Source organism: Klebsiella sp. 141240 (assembly GCF_050600805.1).
Lineage (GTDB): Bacteria > Pseudomonadota > Gammaproteobacteria > Enterobacterales > Enterobacteriaceae > Klebsiella > Klebsiella aerogenes.
Window position 1 is genome coordinate 37337 of the sequence record NZ_JAQIRK010000005.1, and the last position, 19333, is coordinate 56669.

General features: G+C 52.1%; 13 protein-coding genes and 1 other annotated feature. Of the genes, 3 read left to right on the forward strand and 10 right to left on the reverse strand.

The window, feature by feature from the left end; translation table 11 throughout:
- Nucleotides 1-174: 174 nt before the first annotated feature.
- Nucleotides 175-2772 (reverse strand): type I DNA topoisomerase, encoded by a 2598-nt coding sequence (topA, locus tag PGQ95_RS11065; RefSeq protein ID WP_045393156.1) that lies wholly within the window; start codon nucleotides 2770-2772, stop codon nucleotides 175-177.
- A 410-nt stretch (nucleotides 2773-3182) separates the two neighbouring features.
- Between topA and PGQ95_RS11070 the strand changes: the two genes are divergently transcribed.
- A complete protein-coding gene (locus PGQ95_RS11070; RefSeq protein ID WP_015366222.1) occupies nucleotides 3183-3434 on the forward strand; it encodes a YciN family protein in 252 nt (83 codons plus the stop codon).
- An 88-nt stretch (nucleotides 3435-3522) separates the two neighbouring features.
- On the opposite strand, the gene sohB is transcribed toward PGQ95_RS11070, so the two are convergent.
- Nucleotides 3523-4569 (reverse strand): protease SohB, encoded by a 1047-nt coding sequence (gene sohB, locus PGQ95_RS11075; protein ID WP_063447169.1) that lies wholly within the window; start codon nucleotides 4567-4569, stop codon nucleotides 3523-3525.
- A 251-nt stretch (nucleotides 4570-4820) separates the two neighbouring features.
- Between sohB and PGQ95_RS11080 the strand changes: the two genes are divergently transcribed.
- Nucleotides 4821-5582 (forward strand): YciK family oxidoreductase, encoded by a 762-nt coding sequence (locus tag PGQ95_RS11080; protein WP_087859373.1) that lies wholly within the window; start codon nucleotides 4821-4823, stop codon nucleotides 5580-5582.
- Nucleotides 5579-6169: a cob(I)yrinic acid a,c-diamide adenosyltransferase gene (gene cobO, locus PGQ95_RS11085; protein WP_015366219.1), complete on the forward strand. Its 591-nt coding sequence runs from the start codon at nucleotides 5579-5581 to the stop codon at nucleotides 6167-6169. The genes PGQ95_RS11080 and cobO overlap by 4 nt, the downstream gene beginning before the upstream one ends.
- Here cobO and PGQ95_RS11090 read toward each other — a convergent pair.
- The 8 genes from PGQ95_RS11090 to rnm all read right to left on the reverse strand — a co-directional run bounded on the left by PGQ95_RS11090 (nucleotide 6141) and on the right by rnm (nucleotide 19072).
- Nucleotides 6141-7115 (reverse strand): helix-turn-helix transcriptional regulator, encoded by a 975-nt coding sequence (locus PGQ95_RS11090; RefSeq protein WP_271032385.1) that lies wholly within the window; start codon nucleotides 7113-7115, stop codon nucleotides 6141-6143. The two genes, cobO and PGQ95_RS11090, sit on opposite strands and share 29 nt — an antisense overlap.
- Nucleotides 7116-7136: 21 nt before the next feature.
- Nucleotides 7137-9488: a beta-glucosidase family protein gene (locus tag PGQ95_RS11095; protein ID WP_430918083.1), complete on the reverse strand. Its 2352-nt coding sequence runs from the start codon at nucleotides 9486-9488 to the stop codon at nucleotides 7137-7139.
- An 18-nt stretch (nucleotides 9489-9506) separates the two neighbouring features.
- On the reverse strand, nucleotides 9507-10868 hold the full coding sequence (locus tag PGQ95_RS11100) for an MFS transporter (protein ID WP_430918085.1): 1362 nt from the start codon (nucleotides 10866-10868) through the stop codon (nucleotides 9507-9509).
- Nucleotides 10869-11045: 177 nt separating this feature from the next.
- Nucleotides 11046-11948, reverse strand: a complete 903-nt coding sequence (gene rluB / locus PGQ95_RS11105) for a 23S rRNA pseudouridine(2605) synthase RluB (protein WP_045393170.1) — start codon at nucleotides 11946-11948, stop codon at nucleotides 11046-11048.
- Nucleotides 11949-12155: 207 nt separating this feature from the next.
- On the reverse strand, nucleotides 12156-14738 hold the full coding sequence (locus tag PGQ95_RS11110) for a bifunctional diguanylate cyclase/phosphodiesterase (RefSeq protein ID WP_430918087.1): 2583 nt from the start codon (nucleotides 14736-14738) through the stop codon (nucleotides 12156-12158).
- A gap of 27 nt (nucleotides 14739-14765) precedes the next feature.
- The gene (locus tag PGQ95_RS11115; RefSeq protein ID WP_430918089.1) at nucleotides 14766-17246 is read right to left on the reverse strand and encodes a bifunctional diguanylate cyclase/phosphodiesterase; all 2481 of its coding nucleotides are present in this window, start codon (nucleotides 17244-17246) and stop codon (nucleotides 14766-14768) included.
- A 327-nt stretch (nucleotides 17247-17573) separates the two neighbouring features.
- On the reverse strand, nucleotides 17574-18194 hold the full coding sequence (locus PGQ95_RS11120) for an L-threonylcarbamoyladenylate synthase (RefSeq protein ID WP_020078571.1): 621 nt from the start codon (nucleotides 18192-18194) through the stop codon (nucleotides 17574-17576).
- On the reverse strand, nucleotides 18191-19072 hold the full coding sequence (rnm, locus tag PGQ95_RS11125) for an RNase RNM (RefSeq protein WP_213316325.1): 882 nt from the start codon (nucleotides 19070-19072) through the stop codon (nucleotides 18191-18193). Before rnm ends, PGQ95_RS11120 begins: the two co-directional genes overlap by 4 nt.
- A gap of 159 nt (nucleotides 19073-19231) precedes the next feature.
- Nucleotides 19232-19327 (forward strand) — a sequence feature (Trp leader region).
- Nucleotides 19328-19333: the final 6 nt, after the last annotated feature.

Below are 19333 nucleotides of genomic sequence, written 5' to 3' on the forward strand. Positions count from 1 at the left end.
TATAAGACGATTTGATAATAAAAAAGTGATTCGCTATAACCACTATATCATTTATATCTACAGTGTATAGATGCTAACAAAAAATAATAAGTCGGTTATAACGTGGGAGCCACGAGGCGGTAATACGAGGAAAACAGGAGAGAAAATGGGCCGCATTGCGGCCCATTGAGAAGGTTACTTTTTCGCTTCAGTCCATTTACCGTCGATAAAGAAGGCGGACCAGCCGGTCGCTTTACCCTCTTTCTCGGAGGAGACGTACTGTTGCTTGGTCTTACGACTAAAGCGTACCAGCGTTTTATTGCCTTCCGGATCCTGCTGCGGCGCATCGGCCAGATAGCGCAGCTTTTCAGGCAGACGATCGCGGAAGCGGTACAACTCTTCCACTAATGGCGCACGCGTCTCACGTGATTTCGGGAAGGTGTTTGCCGCCAGGAAAACGCCCGCCGCGCCATCGCGCAGGACGAAGTAAGCGTCGGACTTCTCGCATGGCAGTTCCGGTAAAGGCACCGGATCTTCCTTCGGCGGAGCCACTTCGCCATTACGCAGGATCTTACGCGTATTTTTACATTCGTCGTTGGTGCAAGCCATGTACTTACCAAAACGCCCCATTTTCAGGTGCATTTCAGAGCCGCATTTCTCACACTCCACGATAGGGCCGTCATAACCTTTGATACGGAACTCGCCCTCTTCAATCTCGTAGCCATCGCAGGTCGGGTTGTTGCCGCAGACATGCAGTTTACGCTTCGGATCGATAAGGTAGCTGTCCATCGCGGTGCCGCATTTCTGACAGCGACGTTTAGCGCGCAGCGCGTTGGTTTCGGCATCATCGCCTTCCAGCACGTTGAGAACTTCGTTTTCCGGTACCAGGTTGATAGTGGTTTTGCAACGTTCTTTCGGCGACAGCGCGTAGCCAGAGCAACCGAGGAATACCCCGGTGCTGGCAGTACGAATGCCCATTTTACGCCCGCAGGTCGGACAGTCGATGCTGGTCAGCACCATTGGGTTCGGCTGCATGCCGCCCTCTTCAGGATCCTTCTCAGCCGTTTGTAGCTGGGAGGTGAAATCGCCGAAGAAGTTATCCAGTACCTGTTTCCACTCGGCCTGATGATTAGCCACCTGATCGAGGCGGTCTTCCATCTGTGCGGTAAAATCGTAGTTCATCAGATCGCGGAAGTTCTCTTCCAGACGATCGGTGACGATTTCGCCCATCTTTTCAGCGTAAAAGCGACGGTTCTCGGCGCGTACATAGCCGCGGTCCTGAATGGTCGAAATGATCGACGCATAAGTGGACGGACGACCGATGCCGCGTTTTTCCAGCTCTTTCACCAGCGAGGCTTCGCTGAAACGCGCAGGCGGTTTGGTGAAGTGCTGCGCTGGGGTCAGTTCCACCAGGCTCAGGCTGTCGCCCTGATTGACCACCGGTAACGTACGGTCTTCATCGCCTTTACGCAGCGCTGGCATCACTTTCGTCCAGCCGTCAAAGCGCAGCGTACGACCGCGGGCTTTCAGTTTGAACTCTCCAGCCTGTACCGTCAGGGTGGTTGAGTCGTATTTTGCCGGCGTCATCTGACAGGCGACGAACTGACGCCAAATCAGTTGGTATAATTTCTGCGCATCGGCTTCCATGTCTTTCAGCGATTCCGCCATCACGTTCACGTCAGAAGGACGTATCGCTTCGTGCGCTTCCTGTGAATTTTCTTTGCTGGCGTACTGATTAGCGCTTTCAGGCAGATATTTTTTGCCAAAGTTGTCGCCGATATAGCCGCGAACCATGTTCAGCGCATCCTGACTCAGGTTGGTAGAGTCGGTACGCATGTAGGTAATATGGCCGGCTTCATACAAACGCTGGGCCATCATCATGGTTTTCTTCACGCCGAAGCCAAGACGGGTACTGGCGGCCTGCTGCAGCGTGGAGGTGATAAATGGCGCGCCCGGCTTGCTGCTGGTCGGCTTATCTTCGCGCTCCAGCACGCTATATCGCGCTTTTTCCAGCAGCGCGACGGCAGCCATGGTTTCGTCGCGGTTAACCGGACGGAACGGCTTGTCATTCTTGTGAGTTACCTGCAGCGGTAATGCATCGCCGCCCGGCGTGGTAGTACTGGCGTCGATCTCCCAGAACTCTTCCGGAACGAAGGCTTTAATTTCGCGTTCGCGTTCAACGACCAGACGGACTGCGACAGACTGCACGCGGCCAGCGGACAGACCGCGCGCAATTTTTTTCCACAGCAGTGGAGAAACCATATACCCCACCACGCGGTCCATAAAGCGGCGCGCCTGCTGGGCATTAACACGATCGATATTCAGCTCGCCCGGCTTCTCAAAGGCCTGGCGAATCGCGTTTTTGGTGATTTCGTTGAACACCACGCGGCTGTAACGTTGCTCATCACCACCGATAACTTCCCGCAGGTGCCAGGCAATGGCTTCCCCTTCGCGGTCAAGGTCGGTTGCGAGATAGATGTGGTCGGCTTTTTCCGCCAACTGTTTGAGTTCTGAAACTACCTTTTCTTTACCCGGAAGTACTTCATAATGCGCATTCCAGTCATGCCATGGGTCCACGCCCATGCGGTTGACCAGAGCGCCACGTTCATCCTTTTTAGGCTTTTTAGCCCCTTTGGTGGAGGTAGAGTCGGCGCTCTTTTTGGAAGCTGAGCCACTGGTCGGCAAATCGCGGATATGACCGACGCTGGATTTCACCACGTAGTCATTACCCAGATACTTATTGATCGTTTTGGCTTTTGCCGGGGACTCAACGATAACGAGAGCTTTACCCATATTCACCTTTACCTAATTTAATTCATCCAGGAATACATCGCACATTGATTCACCATCCACTAGCGACGTGCCTGATATGTTGCGGCCACGTCGATGGATATCAACCCTCTGCACGCCCAGTTTCACATCCATAAAACCAGATAGCTGAGTTTGCTGGCTTTTGCGAGCCAGGTTGCATAGCACGAAGAATTTTTGGCCGAATGTCAAGCAAATCTGTTGCCAGATCGCTGAAAGCGTCACACTGTACCTGATAAAATTCGTTACGCAACTTTATTAGCATGCAAAAGCCAACTCCGCCAGTAAAGTGATGTTTCTTAGCCGGTTACAATTACCCCTGTACAATCAATGGAAAATTTGCCCGTTGCCCTCTCGCGGCGTAGACTACCCGCGAAGAACTACAGGAGTCCGTTATGCAAGGTACAACCCAACCCATCGAACGCCAGGCGTTACTTGAAATTGCCAACCAACTCATTCGCGATCATGAAGATACGTTAGCCGGAATTGAAGCCACCAACGTCGTTCAGCGTAACGGGGTTTTGGTGTTCAGCGGCGAGTTTTATCTTGATGAACAAGGTTTACCGACGGCGAAGAGCACTGCCGTATTCAACATGTTCAAGTATCTCGCTCATGAGTTGTCAGATAAGTATCACCTGGTCGATTAATCGCCAGTCATTGATGGACCGGCTCTCGGCTTAAGCCAGCCAGAAACAGCAACGCGAGGTATCAGCCTCGCGTTGTTTTAATTACATATTACATTAACGGTTTTTGTCCACGCTGCCACCAGCGCAACAATAGACGGTCAGCGCTTTCCGCCGCGCTACCGGTAACGCGGTCGAGCAACTTCTTACGCTGCTGATAACGCACGCTAATGACTTCGTGGTTATCCATCATGCTCAACAGGAGTTCATCGCTGGTTTGTACCGCATCCGCCAGCCCTTTTTCCAACGCCTGCACGCCGTACCAGTGCTCGCCGGTCGCTACCTTTTCGATATCCAGCGACGGGCGCATCTGATGCACGAAATCTTTAAAAAGCTGATGGGTTTCATTGAGATCTTCGCGGAATTTCTGCCGACCTTCCTCGGTATTTTCGCCCAACATGGTTAACGTGCGTTTATATTGCCCGGCGGTATGGAGTTCAATATCGATATCTTTGTTTTTCAGGAAGCGATTGATGTTGGGGATCTGCGCCACTACGCCAATCGAGCCAAGAATAGCAAACGGCGCACAGACGATTTTGTTCGCCACACAGGCCATCATATAGCCGCCGCTGGCAGCGACCTTATCGACCGCAACCGTCAGCGGGATCTGTTTATCACGTAAGCGCTGCAGCTGCGAAGCTGCCAGACCATAACCGTGAACCACGCCGCCGGGGCTTTCCAGACGCACCACCACCTGGTCACGCGCCTTCGCCGAAGCCAGCACCGCCGTGATTTCTTCGCGCAGACCGCTTACCTCGTGGGCATCCATGCTGCCTTTAAAATCCAGCACCCAGATACGCGCCTTGCCGCTGGGTTCCGCGGTGCCCAATTTTGCCCGCGCTTTGGCCTCTTTGGCTTCCTGCTTATGTTTTTTCTTCTGCGCTTTATGCCAGAGTTTTTGCTGCGGGCCATCCAGCAGCGCCACCGCCAGCTCTTCTTTCATCTCCTTATATTGCTCGCTAAGATTCGTTACCCGCAGCTCGCCGCGCTGCTTCTTACGCTGAGTCAGATTAACGATTATGGCGGCGATAACCGCAATGGCGACGACGATAGTCGCAGCCTTGGCTAAAAATAAGCCGTATTGAGCAAGTAATTCCACGTTTTCACCTTGTGTAAAGCACTGACGTTGACGCACAGTGTACATCAGCCTTTATCATCAAGTCTCTGCGCTTTCCGTGCGCTGCGAGGCGCATTCCCGTTTTTTTTGTCGCAATGAAATCGTTGCAAGATATTAATTCTGCGAAGACTTTCCCTTTGACTGATTGCAATCATCAATCGTTTAAGGCATAAAGCGCAAAAGTAAGATACCGAATAAGATGTGGCCGTACGCAGGCCAGCAGAGGAGTCGCCGTGCATTATCAACCGCAATATCACCTACTTAAAGACCGTATCATTCTGGTCACCGGCGCCAGCGACGGCATCGGCCGCGAAGCCGCCCTCACCTATGCGCGCTACAGCGCAAGCGTAGTACTGGTCGGCCGTAATGAAGAAAAGCTGCGCGCCGTCGCGCAAGAAATTGAACAGGCCGGCGGCATTGCCGCGCGCTGGTTCACTCTCGACCTGTTGACATGCACGCCGCAGGAGTGCCAGCAGCTGGCGCAGAAAATCGCCATTCACTACCCGCGCCTTGACGGCGTACTGCACAACGCGGGCCTGCTCGGCGACGTATGTCCGATGGATCAGCAGGATCCTGAGGTATGGCAGCAGGTGATGCAGGTAAACGTTAACGGCACGTTTATGCTCACCCAGGCGCTTCTTCCTTTATTACTCAAGTCCGATTCCGGCTCGCTGGTGTTTACCTCTTCCAGCGTTGGCCGCCAGGGCCGCGCCAACTGGGGCGCCTACGCGGCCTCTAAATTCGCCACCGAAGGGATGATGCAGGTTCTGGCCGAAGAGTACCAAAGCCGTCATCTGCGGGTAAATTGTATCAATCCTGGCGGGACGCGTACCAAAATGCGCGCCAGCGCCTTCCCGACCGAAGATCCGCAAAAGCTGAAAACCCCCGCCGATATCATGCCGGTCTATTTATGGTTGATGGGCGACGATAGCCGGCGTAAAACCGGTATGACCTTTGATGCCCAGCCGGGGCGTAAACCAGGGATCTCCCAATGAGCGATCAACGCTACCGCGAGCGCCAGCAGCGGGTAAAAGACAAAGTCGATGCGCGGGTCGCCGCCGCCCAGCAAGAACGCGGGCTAATCATGGTCTTTACCGGTAACGGCAAAGGCAAAACGACTGCCGCCTTCGGTACCGTCACCCGCGCGGTTGGACACGGCAAAAAAGCCGGCGTGGTGCAGTTTATCAAAGGTACCTGGCCTAACGGCGAGCGCAATTTGCTGGAGCCGCACGGCGTGGAGTTTCAGGTCATGGCCACCGGCTTTACCTGGGATACGCAAAATCGCGACAGCGATACCGCCGCCTGCCTCGATGTCTGGCAGCACGGGCGCCGAATGCTGGCCGACGACAGCCTGGATCTGGTGCTGCTGGATGAACTTACCTACATGGTGGCCTATGATTATCTGCCGCTGGAAGAGGTGCTGACGGCGCTGCGCAACCGTCCAGCGCATCAAACGGTGATGATTACCGGCCGCGGCTGCCACCGCGAGATCATTGAGATAGCCGACACCGTCAGCGAGCTACGCCCGGTAAAACACGCCTTTGACGCCGGGGTTAAAGCGCAGATGGGGATTGATTACTAAGCGCCAGTCGGGCCAGGAGCTGGCTATTGAGCGGCAGACACAAACAGTCCTCGCCGAGCGCCAGTTGCTGGTCGAGGACGTTTTGCCGCGAAACAAAGCGTTTGCGGTATTCGGTCGGCGTCAGTCCGCAGTATTTGTTAAAGGCGGCTATCAGGTATTTGTGCTCCTGAAAACCGCAGCTATGGCTGATTTCGGTGATCGGCGTGCGCGTATCGCGTAGTAGATTACGAGCCTTATTCAGCCGTACCAGGGTCAGATACTCTTTAAAGTTGTAACGACTCACCCGCTTAAACAGCCGGGAAAACCACGAATAGCTCATCCCGCTGTGCTCGGCCACTTCGCTTAACGTCAGTGGCCGGTCGTAATGCAGATTAATATAATCGATGCCTTTTTTAATCATCGACTCTTCGCGTAGCGAACTCTCCTCCCGCTCCTGCGGCTCGCCTGCCGTCACCAATGCATCAAGCAGCAAATATATCGCTGCGATACGCTGGAATGGCGTACGGTTATCGACTAGCTGTTGCAGCAGCGCCGTGAGCCGCTGGCGCACCTGCCAATCCGCATTCTGCGCAACACGCCCGGCGGTGCACCATTCCAGCCGCGGAGAGGGATGCATTTCATCAAACAGACCCGGCGAAAACTGCACGGTGACCAGTTGGCTACCGGCCATCTCCGCGCTGAGTGAATGCACTTCCTCCGCGTTGATATACAACATATCGCCCTCGCGTAGTAGCCACTCCCGCTGGCCGACGGCCAGCGTAAAACCGCCATGCAGGACGGTGATAAGCTCCGGCGCCGGGTGCCAGTGAGGTTCGCAGTAGCGCACCTCAGCGGCAAAAACGTTGAGTTTCTCAGCGTCGAAGGCGATCAGCTCATAACCGCTACCGGTCGCCGGCTGCCCGCTTTGCGTTACCTGACGAGGATGCGTCACTGAAAACGGGAACACGGGTTACCTCCTGAACTTTTGTTATTGATGATCCGCCAGCACGGCATTGAGTTCATCGCGGTCGATATCCAGCGCCAGGAATTCAGTCAATGCAATGAGCAAACCACAGAACAGATCCGGCGCCAGGCGGATAAGCTTTTCACGTACCTGGTCTGGCGCTACGCCGCTTTTCGCCGAAATCAGCGCCACCACGCGGGCAAAGGCTTCCGGCTGTTGAATAAGCTGTTGGAGAGAATTGTCGTCGCGCAGCGGTACGTAGCGCGCAGGGCAATCAATCTCAACGCTTGCCGTTAATGGAAGATCGCGTGACGAGGCGCCCACGTAGATTTGCCACTGCCCTGGCGTCACCAGCCAATCCGCCAGCCCCGGATGATAGCAAGCTAAATCAGCGACGGGCAGCGCGAGCGCGACACGACGCGTTTCTCCCGCCAGCAACGACACTTTGCTAAAGGCTTTCAGCGCGCGAACCTCGCGGATCAGTTCTCCCTCCGGGGCCGCAACGTACAATTGTACAATCTCCTTGCCCTCACAGTCGCCGATATTCGTTAAATCAAACGCTACATGCAGGGTTTCGCCTTCGGCAAGCCGCGAGGCGGAGAGCGAAAGATTGGCATAGCGGAATTGGGTATAGCTCAGGCCAAAGCCAAACGGGAAACGCGGCGAAAGACAGCGTTTATCGTAATAGCGATAGCCGACAAATAATCCCTCGCCATAATGATGGCGCAGGTTTTCCCCCGGATACTGTAGCCAGGCGGGCGTCTCTTCGAGCGTATTTGGCACCGTTACGGTCAGCTTACCGCAGGGGTTGCATTTACCGAACAGAATTTCAGCAACGGCTCGCCCCATCCCCTGTCCAGCGAAGAAGGTTTCCAGCAGCGCCCGGCATTCGCCAAGCCATGGCATCACCACCGCGTCGCTGTTGGCCAGCACCACCACCACGTTTGGCTGTACCGCAGCGACCTCGCGGATCAGCCGTTCATGCGCGGGCAGAATATTCAGATCCTGGCGATCGCCATTCTCGCCATCCTCACCGACCGCCGTGCTGACAAAAACCACTGCTACGTCGGCGGCAGCGGCGACATCGCGCGCCTGCGCCAGAGCCTGCTCATCGCTTTGACTGTCGTCTGGCGCGCCCGGCGCCCACGAGACCTTAAAGTCATCCCCGGCAAGATCGAAAATTTCATCCAGCGGACGGTCAAGTAAATAGGGAACCGTGGTGGCGCAACCTGAGCCCTGTATCACCGGCTCCTGAGCGGGCTTACCGATCACCGCGATGCGCGGCGTTTTGTGTGGCTTCAGCGGCAGCAGGTTGTGTTCATTTTTCAGCAATACGATGGATTCTGCCGCTAAACGCTGCGATAACGCATGGTGTGCGGCAAAGTCAGCGCGCGTGTGCGGCCGGCGATGTCGTTGCACTTTATCGACCAGTTCAAGCATCCGCAAACAAGCCCGGTCTACCACCGGCATTGGAACCTCGCCGCAAGAGATTGCCGCCAGTAGGGTTTGTTTGTCCCGCCTGGTTTCCGGCATCGCCAGGTCATTGCCGGCAAGCAGCGATGCCGGGCGATCTTTAATACCGTACCAGTCGGACATCACCAGACCGTCATACCCCCATTCCTCACGCAATACCTGGGTCAGTAAGAACGGATCCTGCGATGTTTGAACGCCATTAAGACGGTTATAAGAAGACATCACCGTCCAGGGCTGGGATTTGGCGATCGCTCGTTGAAATCCGGCGAGATAGATTTCACGCAGCGCCCGCTCCTCAATAATCGAATCCATTTCGGTACGCCGATACTCGGAGTTATTGGCGGCAAAATGTTTAAGGCTGGCGCCGACGCCTTCGGCCTGTAAGCCGTTAATCAGCGCCGCGGCGATATCCCCACTAACGACCGGGTCCTCTGAATAGTATTCATAGCCGCGTCCAGCCAGCGGGGTGCGCCGAATGTTAATTCCCGGCCCCAATAGAATACCCACCCCCATCTGTTGGCATTCGCGACCCAGCGCTTCGCCCATCTCCCGTACCAGTTCAACATCCCAGCTACAGGCCAGACTGGAGCCATTCGGAAAACAGGTGGCCGGCAGCGAGGCGCTGAACAACGCTTCGCTGCCGCCCTTGGCGACAGGCTCGTCGGCGCTGGCCTGGTCGGCGGTTTGAGATATCACCGAGATGAAGTCATCCATGCTCCACTTTTCATTGCCATCTATTTGCGCACTGCTATAGCGCACGCCATAGGTACCATCGGTCATCACGATATCGGGGATACCATGCTGCGGCAACGATGCCGTACGCCACAGGCCACTGCCGGTCAGCAGCGCCACTTTTTCCTCTACCGACATGGCGGCAATAAGGGTACTAAAATCGTTATTCATCTCTCTGACTCCTTGAGGTTAAAGCGCGTTTTGCTTACGCAGGCTGATTTTTTGCACGATATCGCGATAGGTATTTTCATCCAACGAGTAGCAGGCTACGAAGATGGCGCTGATAGCGAACATCGCGCCGGGGAAGAGCGTCATCAGAATATTGATGCCATTAATCGCATCGCTGGTCACATTACCCGCATCATAGTGATAGAGATCCAGCATCCAGCCCGCGCAACCGCCGCCAATAGCCATCGCAATTTTGGTGATAAAGTTAAAGAAACCGTAGATTGCGCCTTCAGAGCGTACGCCGTGATGCCATTCAGCATATTCGACAGTGTCGGCAATCATCGACCACATGGCGACAAAGCCCATACCTAATGTGATGCTGTAAAGACATACACCGCTCATTATCAGCCACAGGTTATTACCAGCGATGAAATATTGCATCAGCACCCCCAGCACGCCAATTAACAACGCCAGAAGCGCCATTTTCTTTTTTCCTATCAGCGCAATCACTTTCTCGGAAATGATGGTTCCAACGATATAAGCACCTGATTGAATCATGAAGAAAGTTGCGGTAAACCCTTCGCTGCCGATAATGTATTTAATAAAGTAAATGGCGATCGCCATCCAGACGGTATAGGCGATATAGAAAAATACGGTAAATAATGACAGATGCATCAGTGGAGCATTGCCTAATACCGCACGGAACATTTCACGAAGCGTCGGCGCATTCATTTCATCCTCTTCGCCAACTCGTTCTTTGGTCATGGCAAAACAGGCAAGAAACATAAAAGTCGCTAACAGCGCAAAGCAGGAAACGGCAAAGACATAGCCCATCTGTTTGTCGTTAAAGGGCGAAATCAGCCAGTCGGCGGTTGTGGAAACAATCAGATACCCGACAATCGCCAACACAAAGCGGTACACGGACAGCGACGAGCGCGAGGCTTCATGCTGCGTCAGGCGGTTGGTCAATGCTGAATAAGGCGTGTTAACCGCCGTATATGCCAGGCAATAAATGGTATAGGAAGCCAGCGCGAAATAAAATTTAGCTTCCCCGCCAAATGGCACAAAACACAACACGGTTAAAAAACCTAACGGTACCGCACCATATAATAGCCAGGGACGCAGCTTGCCATATTTACTCTGCGTCTTATCAATTGCAAAACCAATCAAAATATTAAATATTGCATCAATCACCCGGGCGATCACAAAGATCAGGCTCGCCTGTACCGCGCTGATGCCATAAATATTTGTATAAAAAAACAGTAAGAATAACGAGACAAAACCGAACGATAAATTAGAGGCGAAATCACCTAAGCCATAGCCTATCTTTTCTTTTACGCCGATGACCACATAGCTTGCCGATAACTTTGTTGTTGTACTCATTGCGGGCTACCTGTTTTTGTAATCAGTGCCGACAGTATATGGCGACGCTAATAACATCACTTTGCGTTATTTGTCTGCGTAATTCCTGTTTCTTGTCTTTATGCAAAAGTGTGAAAAATGTCACAAGCGAAGGGAAAAAGAGGAGCGTTCCGGCGGGAACCGCCGGAACGTACAGCATTAGCCGTTGGTCTTGTTGCGAGTGCTGGAACGGCGGTTGCCGTTATTACCCTGACGCGGATTGCCGCTGGTCTGGCTATGACGCTTGACGGCACGCCGAATCTGATTCGCTTTCATGCGACGGCGATCTTTCTCCACCGCCACTTTGCTTTCGGTTTCCGCCGGCAGCTCCACAAGTTCACGCAGATAGTTGGTTTGCGCCAGATCCAGTTCCGTCCAGCCGCCGCGCGGCAGGCCTTTCGGCAGCAGAATATCGCCGTAGCGTACGCGAATAAGACGGCTGACCTGAACGCCGACGGCTTCCCACAGGCGACGCACTTCGCGGTTGCGCCCTTCGGTCAAGGTGACGTTATACCATTGGTTGATCCCTTCACCGCCGGTGAACTTAATCGTTTTAAACGCTGCAGGGCCATCTTCTAACTGTACGCCACGCGCCAGTTGGCGCAGCTTGTCTTCATCAACCTGGCCGAAAACGCGAACGGCGTATTCACGCTCGACTTCGCGGCTCGGGTGCATCAAACGGTTCGCCAGTTCACCATCGGTGGTAAACAGCAGCAGGCCGCAGGTGTTCACATCAAGGCGACCCACCGCAATCCAGCGCGCGCCGCGCAGTTTCGGCAGACGGTCAAATACCGTCGGGCGCCCTTCCGGATCGTTACGGGTGCAGAGTTCGCCTTCTGGCTTGTAATAGGCCAATACGCGGCAAATCTGCTCGGCAGATTCTTTTACCGAAATAAGATGGCCGTCGATACGAATTTTCAAACCAGGCACGATTTCTACGCGATCGCCGAGGGTTGCGACCTTACCATCCACGCTGACGCGGCCAGCTTCGATGATAGTTTCAATTTCACGGCGGGAGCCATGGCCAGCACGAGCCAGCACTTTCTGTAATTTCTCGCTCATAGAGCTTCCTTTAGGTGTCGCCTTCCCAGGCGTCTGATATGCTTTGGCGACAACAGGCCATTAAAACCACCAACCTGTTGTTATATAAATACTTTACACATTTTAAGGCGCCGTTCGTCAGCACTGTTAAACAGCGCGCGCGCCTGCGTGGGCGAACATACTACACTAACTTCAAAATGAATGCTTCACTGCGATACATTTCTCTGTCTATGGATTATCGCTCGCCGTCAATGAACTTGCCTTGAGGGGAAAGTGGGCAAATGGCGCCGGATGACTAAACAGGTATCCTTGCGCTTTCTGGCAACCGAGGTCGCGTAACTGCTCTTTTATCTCCTCATCTTCAATACCCTCAGCAACGACGGGCACCTTAAAACCCTGTGCCAGCACAATCAGCGATGCAATCACCGATTCCGCTTTGTCATCATCGGTGAATTGACAGATCAAACGGCGATCAATTTTGATGCTATCAAAGGGCAGCGTATGTAAATAAGAGAGGCTGGATAAATTGACGCCAAAATCATCCAGCGCGACGGCAATACCATGGCGACGTAAATAAGCAATCATTCTGCTCATTCTGGTAGCATCGTTCATCAATAGCCGTTCGGTTATCTCAAGACAAATATTGCCCGTGACCAGCCCATTACGATAGATAACATCCATTAAATGCCAGGCAAAATCCTGTTGCAGGAGTTGAATCGCCGATACGTTGATATGCAGAATAAAGTTCGCCGGCGCCCCGCGGAGAATCATAGCGGACAGTTCCCGACAGGCCTCTTCAATAACCCAGCGCCCCAGCGGGATTATCAGCCCACTCTCTTCCGCCAGTGGGATGAAACGCTGGGGAGGAATTTCGCCTACCGTTTCGGAGCGCCAGCGAAGCAAACATTCTCCTTCCTGAAAAGCGCTTTGATCCTGCAAATCCACAATTGGCTGTAGCATCAGATGAAATTCATGTTGCTGGATCGCATCATGAAGATGCTCATGGAGTTGGATATTATAAAGCTCAGCCTCATGCATCTCGCCGCTGAAAAACGTCGCGACGCCGTTTCCCTGTTTCTGTGCATGGCGTAATGCAATCCATGCCTCACGCAACGTTTGTTCAATATTCTCTGCGTGGATCTCAGTCGTCACCAGGCCAATATTGCCGGTATAAACGTATTTGCTTGCCGTAGGAGACGCTTCATTATTGACGTCGATAAATAGTGAGGAGAGCAGTTCTCTGTAGCGCTGATGCTCTTTTGGCTGAGTTTGTCCTGGAAAAACCACGATAAGCTTATCTACTGTATCGCGGGCGATCAGCGTATTCGTCGGCAGTAAATTACGCAGGCGAAGAATATAATCGCTAATGAATTTTTCACCATACTCCGTACTTAAGGAATTGATAATAGCGTTCATATTACTGATATGCAGCAGCGCGAGCAGGTTTCTACCTTGATATAGCGATGTCTGACGCAGTAACCCCGTCCGCGAGAATAATCCGGTGGTTCTATCCTCTTCTATTTCGCGCCGTTGGGCGTCGAAACTTTCCGCCAGCTTATGCGATAGCGCCATAAATGTGGTTTCCAGAGAGGCTATTTCCGGGAAATGACGCTTATTATCTGGCGGCGTCCAGCGGTGCGTCGCAAGCTGATCCGCTTTACGGACAATATCCCGCAGCGGTTTTACCACCTTCGCCAGGCCACAGAAAACCACCAGCAGACCAAGTGTAAAAATGACAAACAGCATGCTCATGGTGATAGCTATATATTTAACGATGGTACGGGTAATCATTCTCGCTGGGCTAATCACAATCCCCGTCCAGTGCAGTATGTCATCACGGTCGGTGATTGGGAAAGCATCAACATAATATTCTTCTTTGCCGGAGCTAAAAAACTGCAATCCCGTGCGGTTATGCGTTTTTAAGGTGTGACTGGCTGCCACAACAACCGGTAAATGAGTGTTTTCAAGCGTTTGTAGATTCAACCGTGAGTGTTTTCCCCCAGCCAGCATATTTCGCGTCAATGATGGCACTGATGAAGAAATGAGCTCATTTTTTTCATTAACAATCAGCAGAATACTTTCCGGATGGGGTTTAAATTTTTCCAGGCTTTTATTTAGTTCGTTGAGGTGCAACTCGCTGGCGACGACGCCAACAAACTGTCCCTGGCGATTGAATGCCGGCGAGCTGAACGCAACGCCAATTTCATTTTCATATTCATAATCGCGAAAGGGTTTTGTCCAGTGCGAGCTCTGGTCTTTGGCAACCGCCGCATACCATTCGCGCTGCGTTGTTTGATAATCCGCTAGCACCGATTTTACCAATGAGTTCACCGTCAGGTGGCTATACGCCGTCAGATGGTGACCTGTTTGCGCATCTTTTACCGCAAGATAATCATTCGACTCGGCCTGGCCGCGCGCCACTTGAATAAAATCGCCATTTACTGCGCCAAATCCGACCAGATTGAGATAATGTTTGTTGCTGAAGACGTTATTGGTGGTATTGACCATTTCGCCGATCAGGCTGCGAACCGGGATCGCAGTACTGGATTGACGTCCGATCGCATGAACCAGTATCGCGTTCGATTGCGCGGGAACATCAATATAATCGTGGATGACTTCCTCGATATTGACTCTTTTCGCTCGCAGAATATCCTCACTCACCTCATCAAAAAAAGCATAACCTTCGTAGTAGAGAAAAGCATATGTCGTCAGCAGCACGACGAGAATTGTCGTGGCTAAGGTAAATATGATGGCCTGAGTTAGGGTGAACGGGTAACTGTTGACCGAAAGCTGTTTTTTTAATATTTGCATCGTTATTATCGCCGCTCGTCTTTGTCATCATTCCGGTTCAACAACGAAAAACCCATTGGCGACGTCAAAACTATCAAACGTTTTCGGCCGGGAATAATGATATCCCTGGGCCAAATCACAGCCCATCTCCTGCAGTTTTTCCGCCATTTCGCGCGTTTCAACGCCTTCGGCCACCAGCGGCACGGAAAAACTTCGCGCCAGCATTAACACCGAGGCAATAACCGCTTCGCTTTTTTTATCGTCTAGCACATTGCTAACAAACCCGCGGTCAATCTTCAGACAGTCAAACGGCAGTGAATGCAGATACGAGAGGCTGGAATAACCGGAACCAAAATCGTCAATCGCGACGCAAACGCCGAGGCGGCGTAAATAAGCCAGTATTTCGACAATCCGCCACGTGTCATGTAGCAAAACGCTTTCGGTGATTTCGAGACAAATATTGCGGTTCATCAAATCATTAGCGTGAATTGACTCCAGCAGATGCTGAGCAAAATCAGGTTGCTGAAGCTGAATTGCCGAGATATTGACGTGCAGTTTAAAATCACGCGGCGCGCCGCGCGTGATAAACGCGGCAAGTTCACGACAGGCGGTTTCAATTATCCATTTCCCTAACGGCACAATCATGCCGGTGTGCTCGGCAAGGGCGATAAATTTGTCGGGCGGCACGAAACCCGACACATTTGATTGCCAGCGGATCAGGCATTCACCTTCTTTACAAGGCCGCTGCGATTCAAATGAAACGATCGGCTGCAAAACGAGATGGAAACCTTCCGAATGGAGATCGTCGCATAACGCCTGATGCAGACGCAGATTATTCACTTCCTCTTCACGCATGGCGGCCGTGAAAAGTTTACTCGTACCGCTACGCTGCATCTGGGCATGCTGTAAAGCCAGACTAACATTCATCAGACATTCGCCGATGTTCTCTGGGGTTAATGATTCAATCAACATGCCAATATGGCCAGTAAATATATGCGATTCGCCTGACATATCAGAAGCAGACATACGAAAAACAGAAGCAAGTAGCGCGCTGTACCAGTCGACATCCTTTTCGGCATACATGCCATCAAAAGCGATAATGAACAAGTCTTCTCGATCACGACAACATAGTGCCCCTTCAGGCAATATTTTGCGAATGCGTAAAGTAAACTGGTGAATAAACTGTCGGGCCTGAGTCGTACCGAGCACATTCTTAACCGAGTTGTAGTTGTTAACGTATACCATCGCCAGCATATTGCGATGACGGTACAGCGACTCACAATGCAGTAAACCGCTACGGGTTAAAAAACCGGTTTCGCTATCTTCTTCCAGTTTCCGGCGTTTAGATTCGAAAGTGTCTGGAATAATTGCAAATAGGTTGCTCAATGCTGCATCCAACGAGGCTATTTCCGGAAATACTCGTTTAGTTGGTTTCTTCCACGGCATTAACCCCAGATGCACTTTATCTGTAACGTCTTTTAAGGCGCCGGTGAAATGAGAAATAATCATCAACAGAATCAACATCAGAATAAAAATAAACAGTGTCGTGGCGAAGGTCACAAGTAGACGCTGTTTATTCATTTCCGCCATTTCCCCATGCTGTGGTGCGATAAGTACCGCCTTCCAGTTCAGCAGATGTTGGCGGTCCTGCACGCTAAAGGCGGTCGCCAACAAAGACTCGTCCTCAGTACGCAAGGAAAATGACGTCGGCGACGGCTGCGCCGAGGTAAGCTTTGCTATCAGTTGGCGATCCTGCTGCCATTTATATTGGTTGCCGGAACGCGCGACAATGCGATTGTTGTCATCGATAAGTAGAAGAGCATAGCTTTTATCCGGCAGGAGACTCTGTAAATAAGCGGTCATATCTGCAGGTGTGGCGCCGCTGGCGATCGCCCCGACGAAGCGGCCTTGTTTATCGTACACTGGCTGGTTCCAGCTCATGATCAAACTGCCGGTAAAGAGAGAGCGTTGCCAGAACCCGTGCGTTTGCTGGCGAGCGCGGCGAAACTGCGGTAAATCAGCAACATTAAACGCGTTATTGACGTTGACAATATTGGTCTGCGGGCTTAACCCGCTGTATTTAACCAGGGAGTGATGATTATCGCGCTGGGTTCGCTGTAAATAAATTTGATTACTATGATTATCGCGAATAACAGCAATACTGGAGCCATTTTCCGCAAACCACGACAGGCTCTGGAAGGCGGGCATGGTTTTAAACGCGCTCGCCGTCAAATACACCATTTCAGGAACTAAAGTATCCTTATCGATGTTGTTACTTTCGCCCTGAATATATTGTAAAAATAGATTCGTTATTTGTCGTGGGCGATCGACAGCATCCTCAAGTTTAAGCTGAATAGACGTATACTGAGAACCAATGATTTTTTTATCAATGGCACTACTGACCTGACGCGACTGATAGTTAAACAGGCTGGTCAGGCTGACAACAATCAGCATTAACGCCAGCAGCGAAACAACCAGTACGCTTTTTACCAGGGTGATGGGATAGGTATTTGAGGTCAGCTTTGGCATATATTAACGGTATTTAATCACTATTATAAGATTATTATCACTGAATACCACCAGGGCTTAATGTATGACTTTACCCGCCAGATATAAGGTAACGGCAACACTGGAAAACATAAAAAAAATCAACAGTACTTTCTTCCTCTTAAACACGTCGGAGGGTTAAATAGTCAGCTTATACATAATGTTGAATTTCTTTCTGGAAGCAATATCAGTGAGTGATATCGTAAGCGGACTAATAATATAAAGAAGAAAGGAGCGACTCAATGCGGAAAGAATTTTAAAATAAATTTAAGCCGCGGGCGACGCATGAAACGCCGCCCGCGAGAAACATCACAGGAAGGGTTTAATATCACCAACGCCTTCACGCAGCACCACCGGCGCGTCTTCGGTCAGGTCGATAACCGTCGTCGGCTGCTGGCCGAGATAACCGCCGTGAATAATCAGATCGACCACCTTCTCAAGACGGTCTTTAATCTCTTCCGGGTCGGACTCCGTGAATTCATTACCCGGCAGCATCAAGGATGTCGAGAGCATCGGCTCGCCAAGCGTTTCCAGCAGCATCTGGGCGATAGGATTTGCCGGCACGCGCATACCAATGGTTTTACGCTTTTCTTGCAACAGGCGGCGCGGCACCTCTTTCGTTCCTTTAAGAATAAACGTGTAGTTGCCCGGGGTATTGTTTTTGATCAGACGAAACGCCACGTTATCGACAAACGCATAGGTCGACAACTCGGAGAGATCGCGGCACATCAGGGTGAAATTGTGGCCATCCGGCAACTGACGAATACGGCAGATCCGCTCCATCGCCCCTTTATCTTCAATTTTGCACCCCAGAGCATAACCAGAGTCCGTTGGATAAACGATAACCCCGCCCTTACGTACGATTTCCACCGCCTGATTAATCAACCGCGCCTGCGGGTTATCGGGGTGGATATAGAAAAACTGGCTCATACTTCCCTCTCAATTTGTTCAGCGGCCACTTCCCAACTGCGCCAGATCCCTTCTACGCCAGCGGGTAGCCAAAGTTTGCGCCCCAGTTCGATCCACGGACAGGGCTGGTGGAAATCCGAACCCTGCGACGCCATCAAACCAAACTGTTTCGCGTAGCCCGCCAGCTGCGCGCGCTCATGCGGCGCCTGCTGACATTGGGCGACCTCCATCGCGTCGCCGCCCTGCTCGCTAAAATGGGCCAACAGCCGTTTCAACCATTTGGCGGAAAGATCGTAACGCCCCGGATGGGCGATCACCGCTTTGCCGCCAGAATGATGAATGACATCAATCGCTTGTTTTATTGTACACCACTGCGGCGGAACGTATCCGGTTTTCCCGCGGGCGAGATATTTTTTGAATACATCGGCAATATTGCTCGCAAAGCCGGCTTCAACTAAAAAGCGGGCAAAATGGCCGCGGGTAACCGCGCCGCCATCGGCGAGCTTTAACGCCCCTTCCCAGGCGCCGGGGATACGCGCTTTCTCCAACCGTTCGGCAATCATCTGCCCGCGCTGGTTGCGCCGCGCTTTCTGTTCGCAGAGCAGTTGCGTTATCGCCGGATGGTTGATATCAATATTCAGTCCGACGATATGAATTTCGTGATTTTCCCACAGGGTGGAAATTTCTACCCCGGTGATAAGCGTGAGCGGCAGTTCAGCCCGCGCAATTTCGGCACGCGCTGCCGGAATGGCCGCCACGCTATCGTGATCGGTGATTGCCAGCGTCCCCACCCGCATCTCATGCGCGCGATGTACCAGCTCTTCTGGAGTCAATCGCCCATCGGAGGCGACGGTATGGCTGTGCAGGTCATAAATGACCGCGTAATTAGTGTCGCTCAAAATGGCTCCTGGTGGACCTGAACTGAAATAAGCGCATTATGATAACGACTGAGAAAGAAAATCTGCAAACAAGGGTTGACTTTATTTTCATGGACTAGTTAACTAGTACACAAGTTCACACAACGGGTATCTCTGATGAAAACGCAAATTATTACTCTTCATAGCTGGTGGCGTCGTTCCTGGAATCGGGCGGCGTGATCGCGTTTTGCACTCAGCAAACAGATACCGGGCCCGCCACTGAGCGGGCTTTTTTTTGAACAA

What these genes read in the sequence shown, in the direction of transcription:
- topA (WP_045393156.1), bottom strand. Translation starts at nt 2,772, where the DNA reads ATGGGTAAAGCTCTCGTTATCGTTGAGTCCCCGGCAAAAGCCAAAACG.
- PGQ95_RS11070 (WP_015366222.1), top strand. Translation starts at nt 3,183, where the DNA reads ATGCAAGGTACAACCCAACCCATCGAACGCCAGGCGTTACTTGAAATT.
- cobO (WP_015366219.1), top strand. Translation starts at nt 5,579, where the DNA reads ATGAGCGATCAACGCTACCGCGAGCGCCAGCAGCGGGTAAAAGACAAA.
- PGQ95_RS11095 (WP_430918083.1), bottom strand. Translation starts at nt 9,488, where the DNA reads ATGAATAACGATTTTAGTACCCTTATTGCCGCCATGTCGGTAGAGGAA.
- PGQ95_RS11100 (WP_430918085.1), bottom strand. Translation starts at nt 10,868, where the DNA reads ATGAGTACAACAACAAAGTTATCGGCAAGCTATGTGGTCATCGGCGTA.
- rluB (WP_045393170.1), bottom strand. Translation starts at nt 11,948, where the DNA reads ATGAGCGAGAAATTACAGAAAGTGCTGGCTCGTGCTGGCCATGGCTCC.
- PGQ95_RS11110 (WP_430918087.1), bottom strand. Translation starts at nt 14,738, where the DNA reads ATGCAAATATTAAAAAAACAGCTTTCGGTCAACAGTTACCCGTTCACC.
- PGQ95_RS11115 (WP_430918089.1), bottom strand. Translation starts at nt 17,246, where the DNA reads ATGCCAAAGCTGACCTCAAATACCTATCCCATCACCCTGGTAAAAAGC.
- PGQ95_RS11120 (WP_020078571.1), bottom strand. Translation starts at nt 18,194, where the DNA reads ATGAGCCAGTTTTTCTATATCCACCCCGATAACCCGCAGGCGCGGTTG.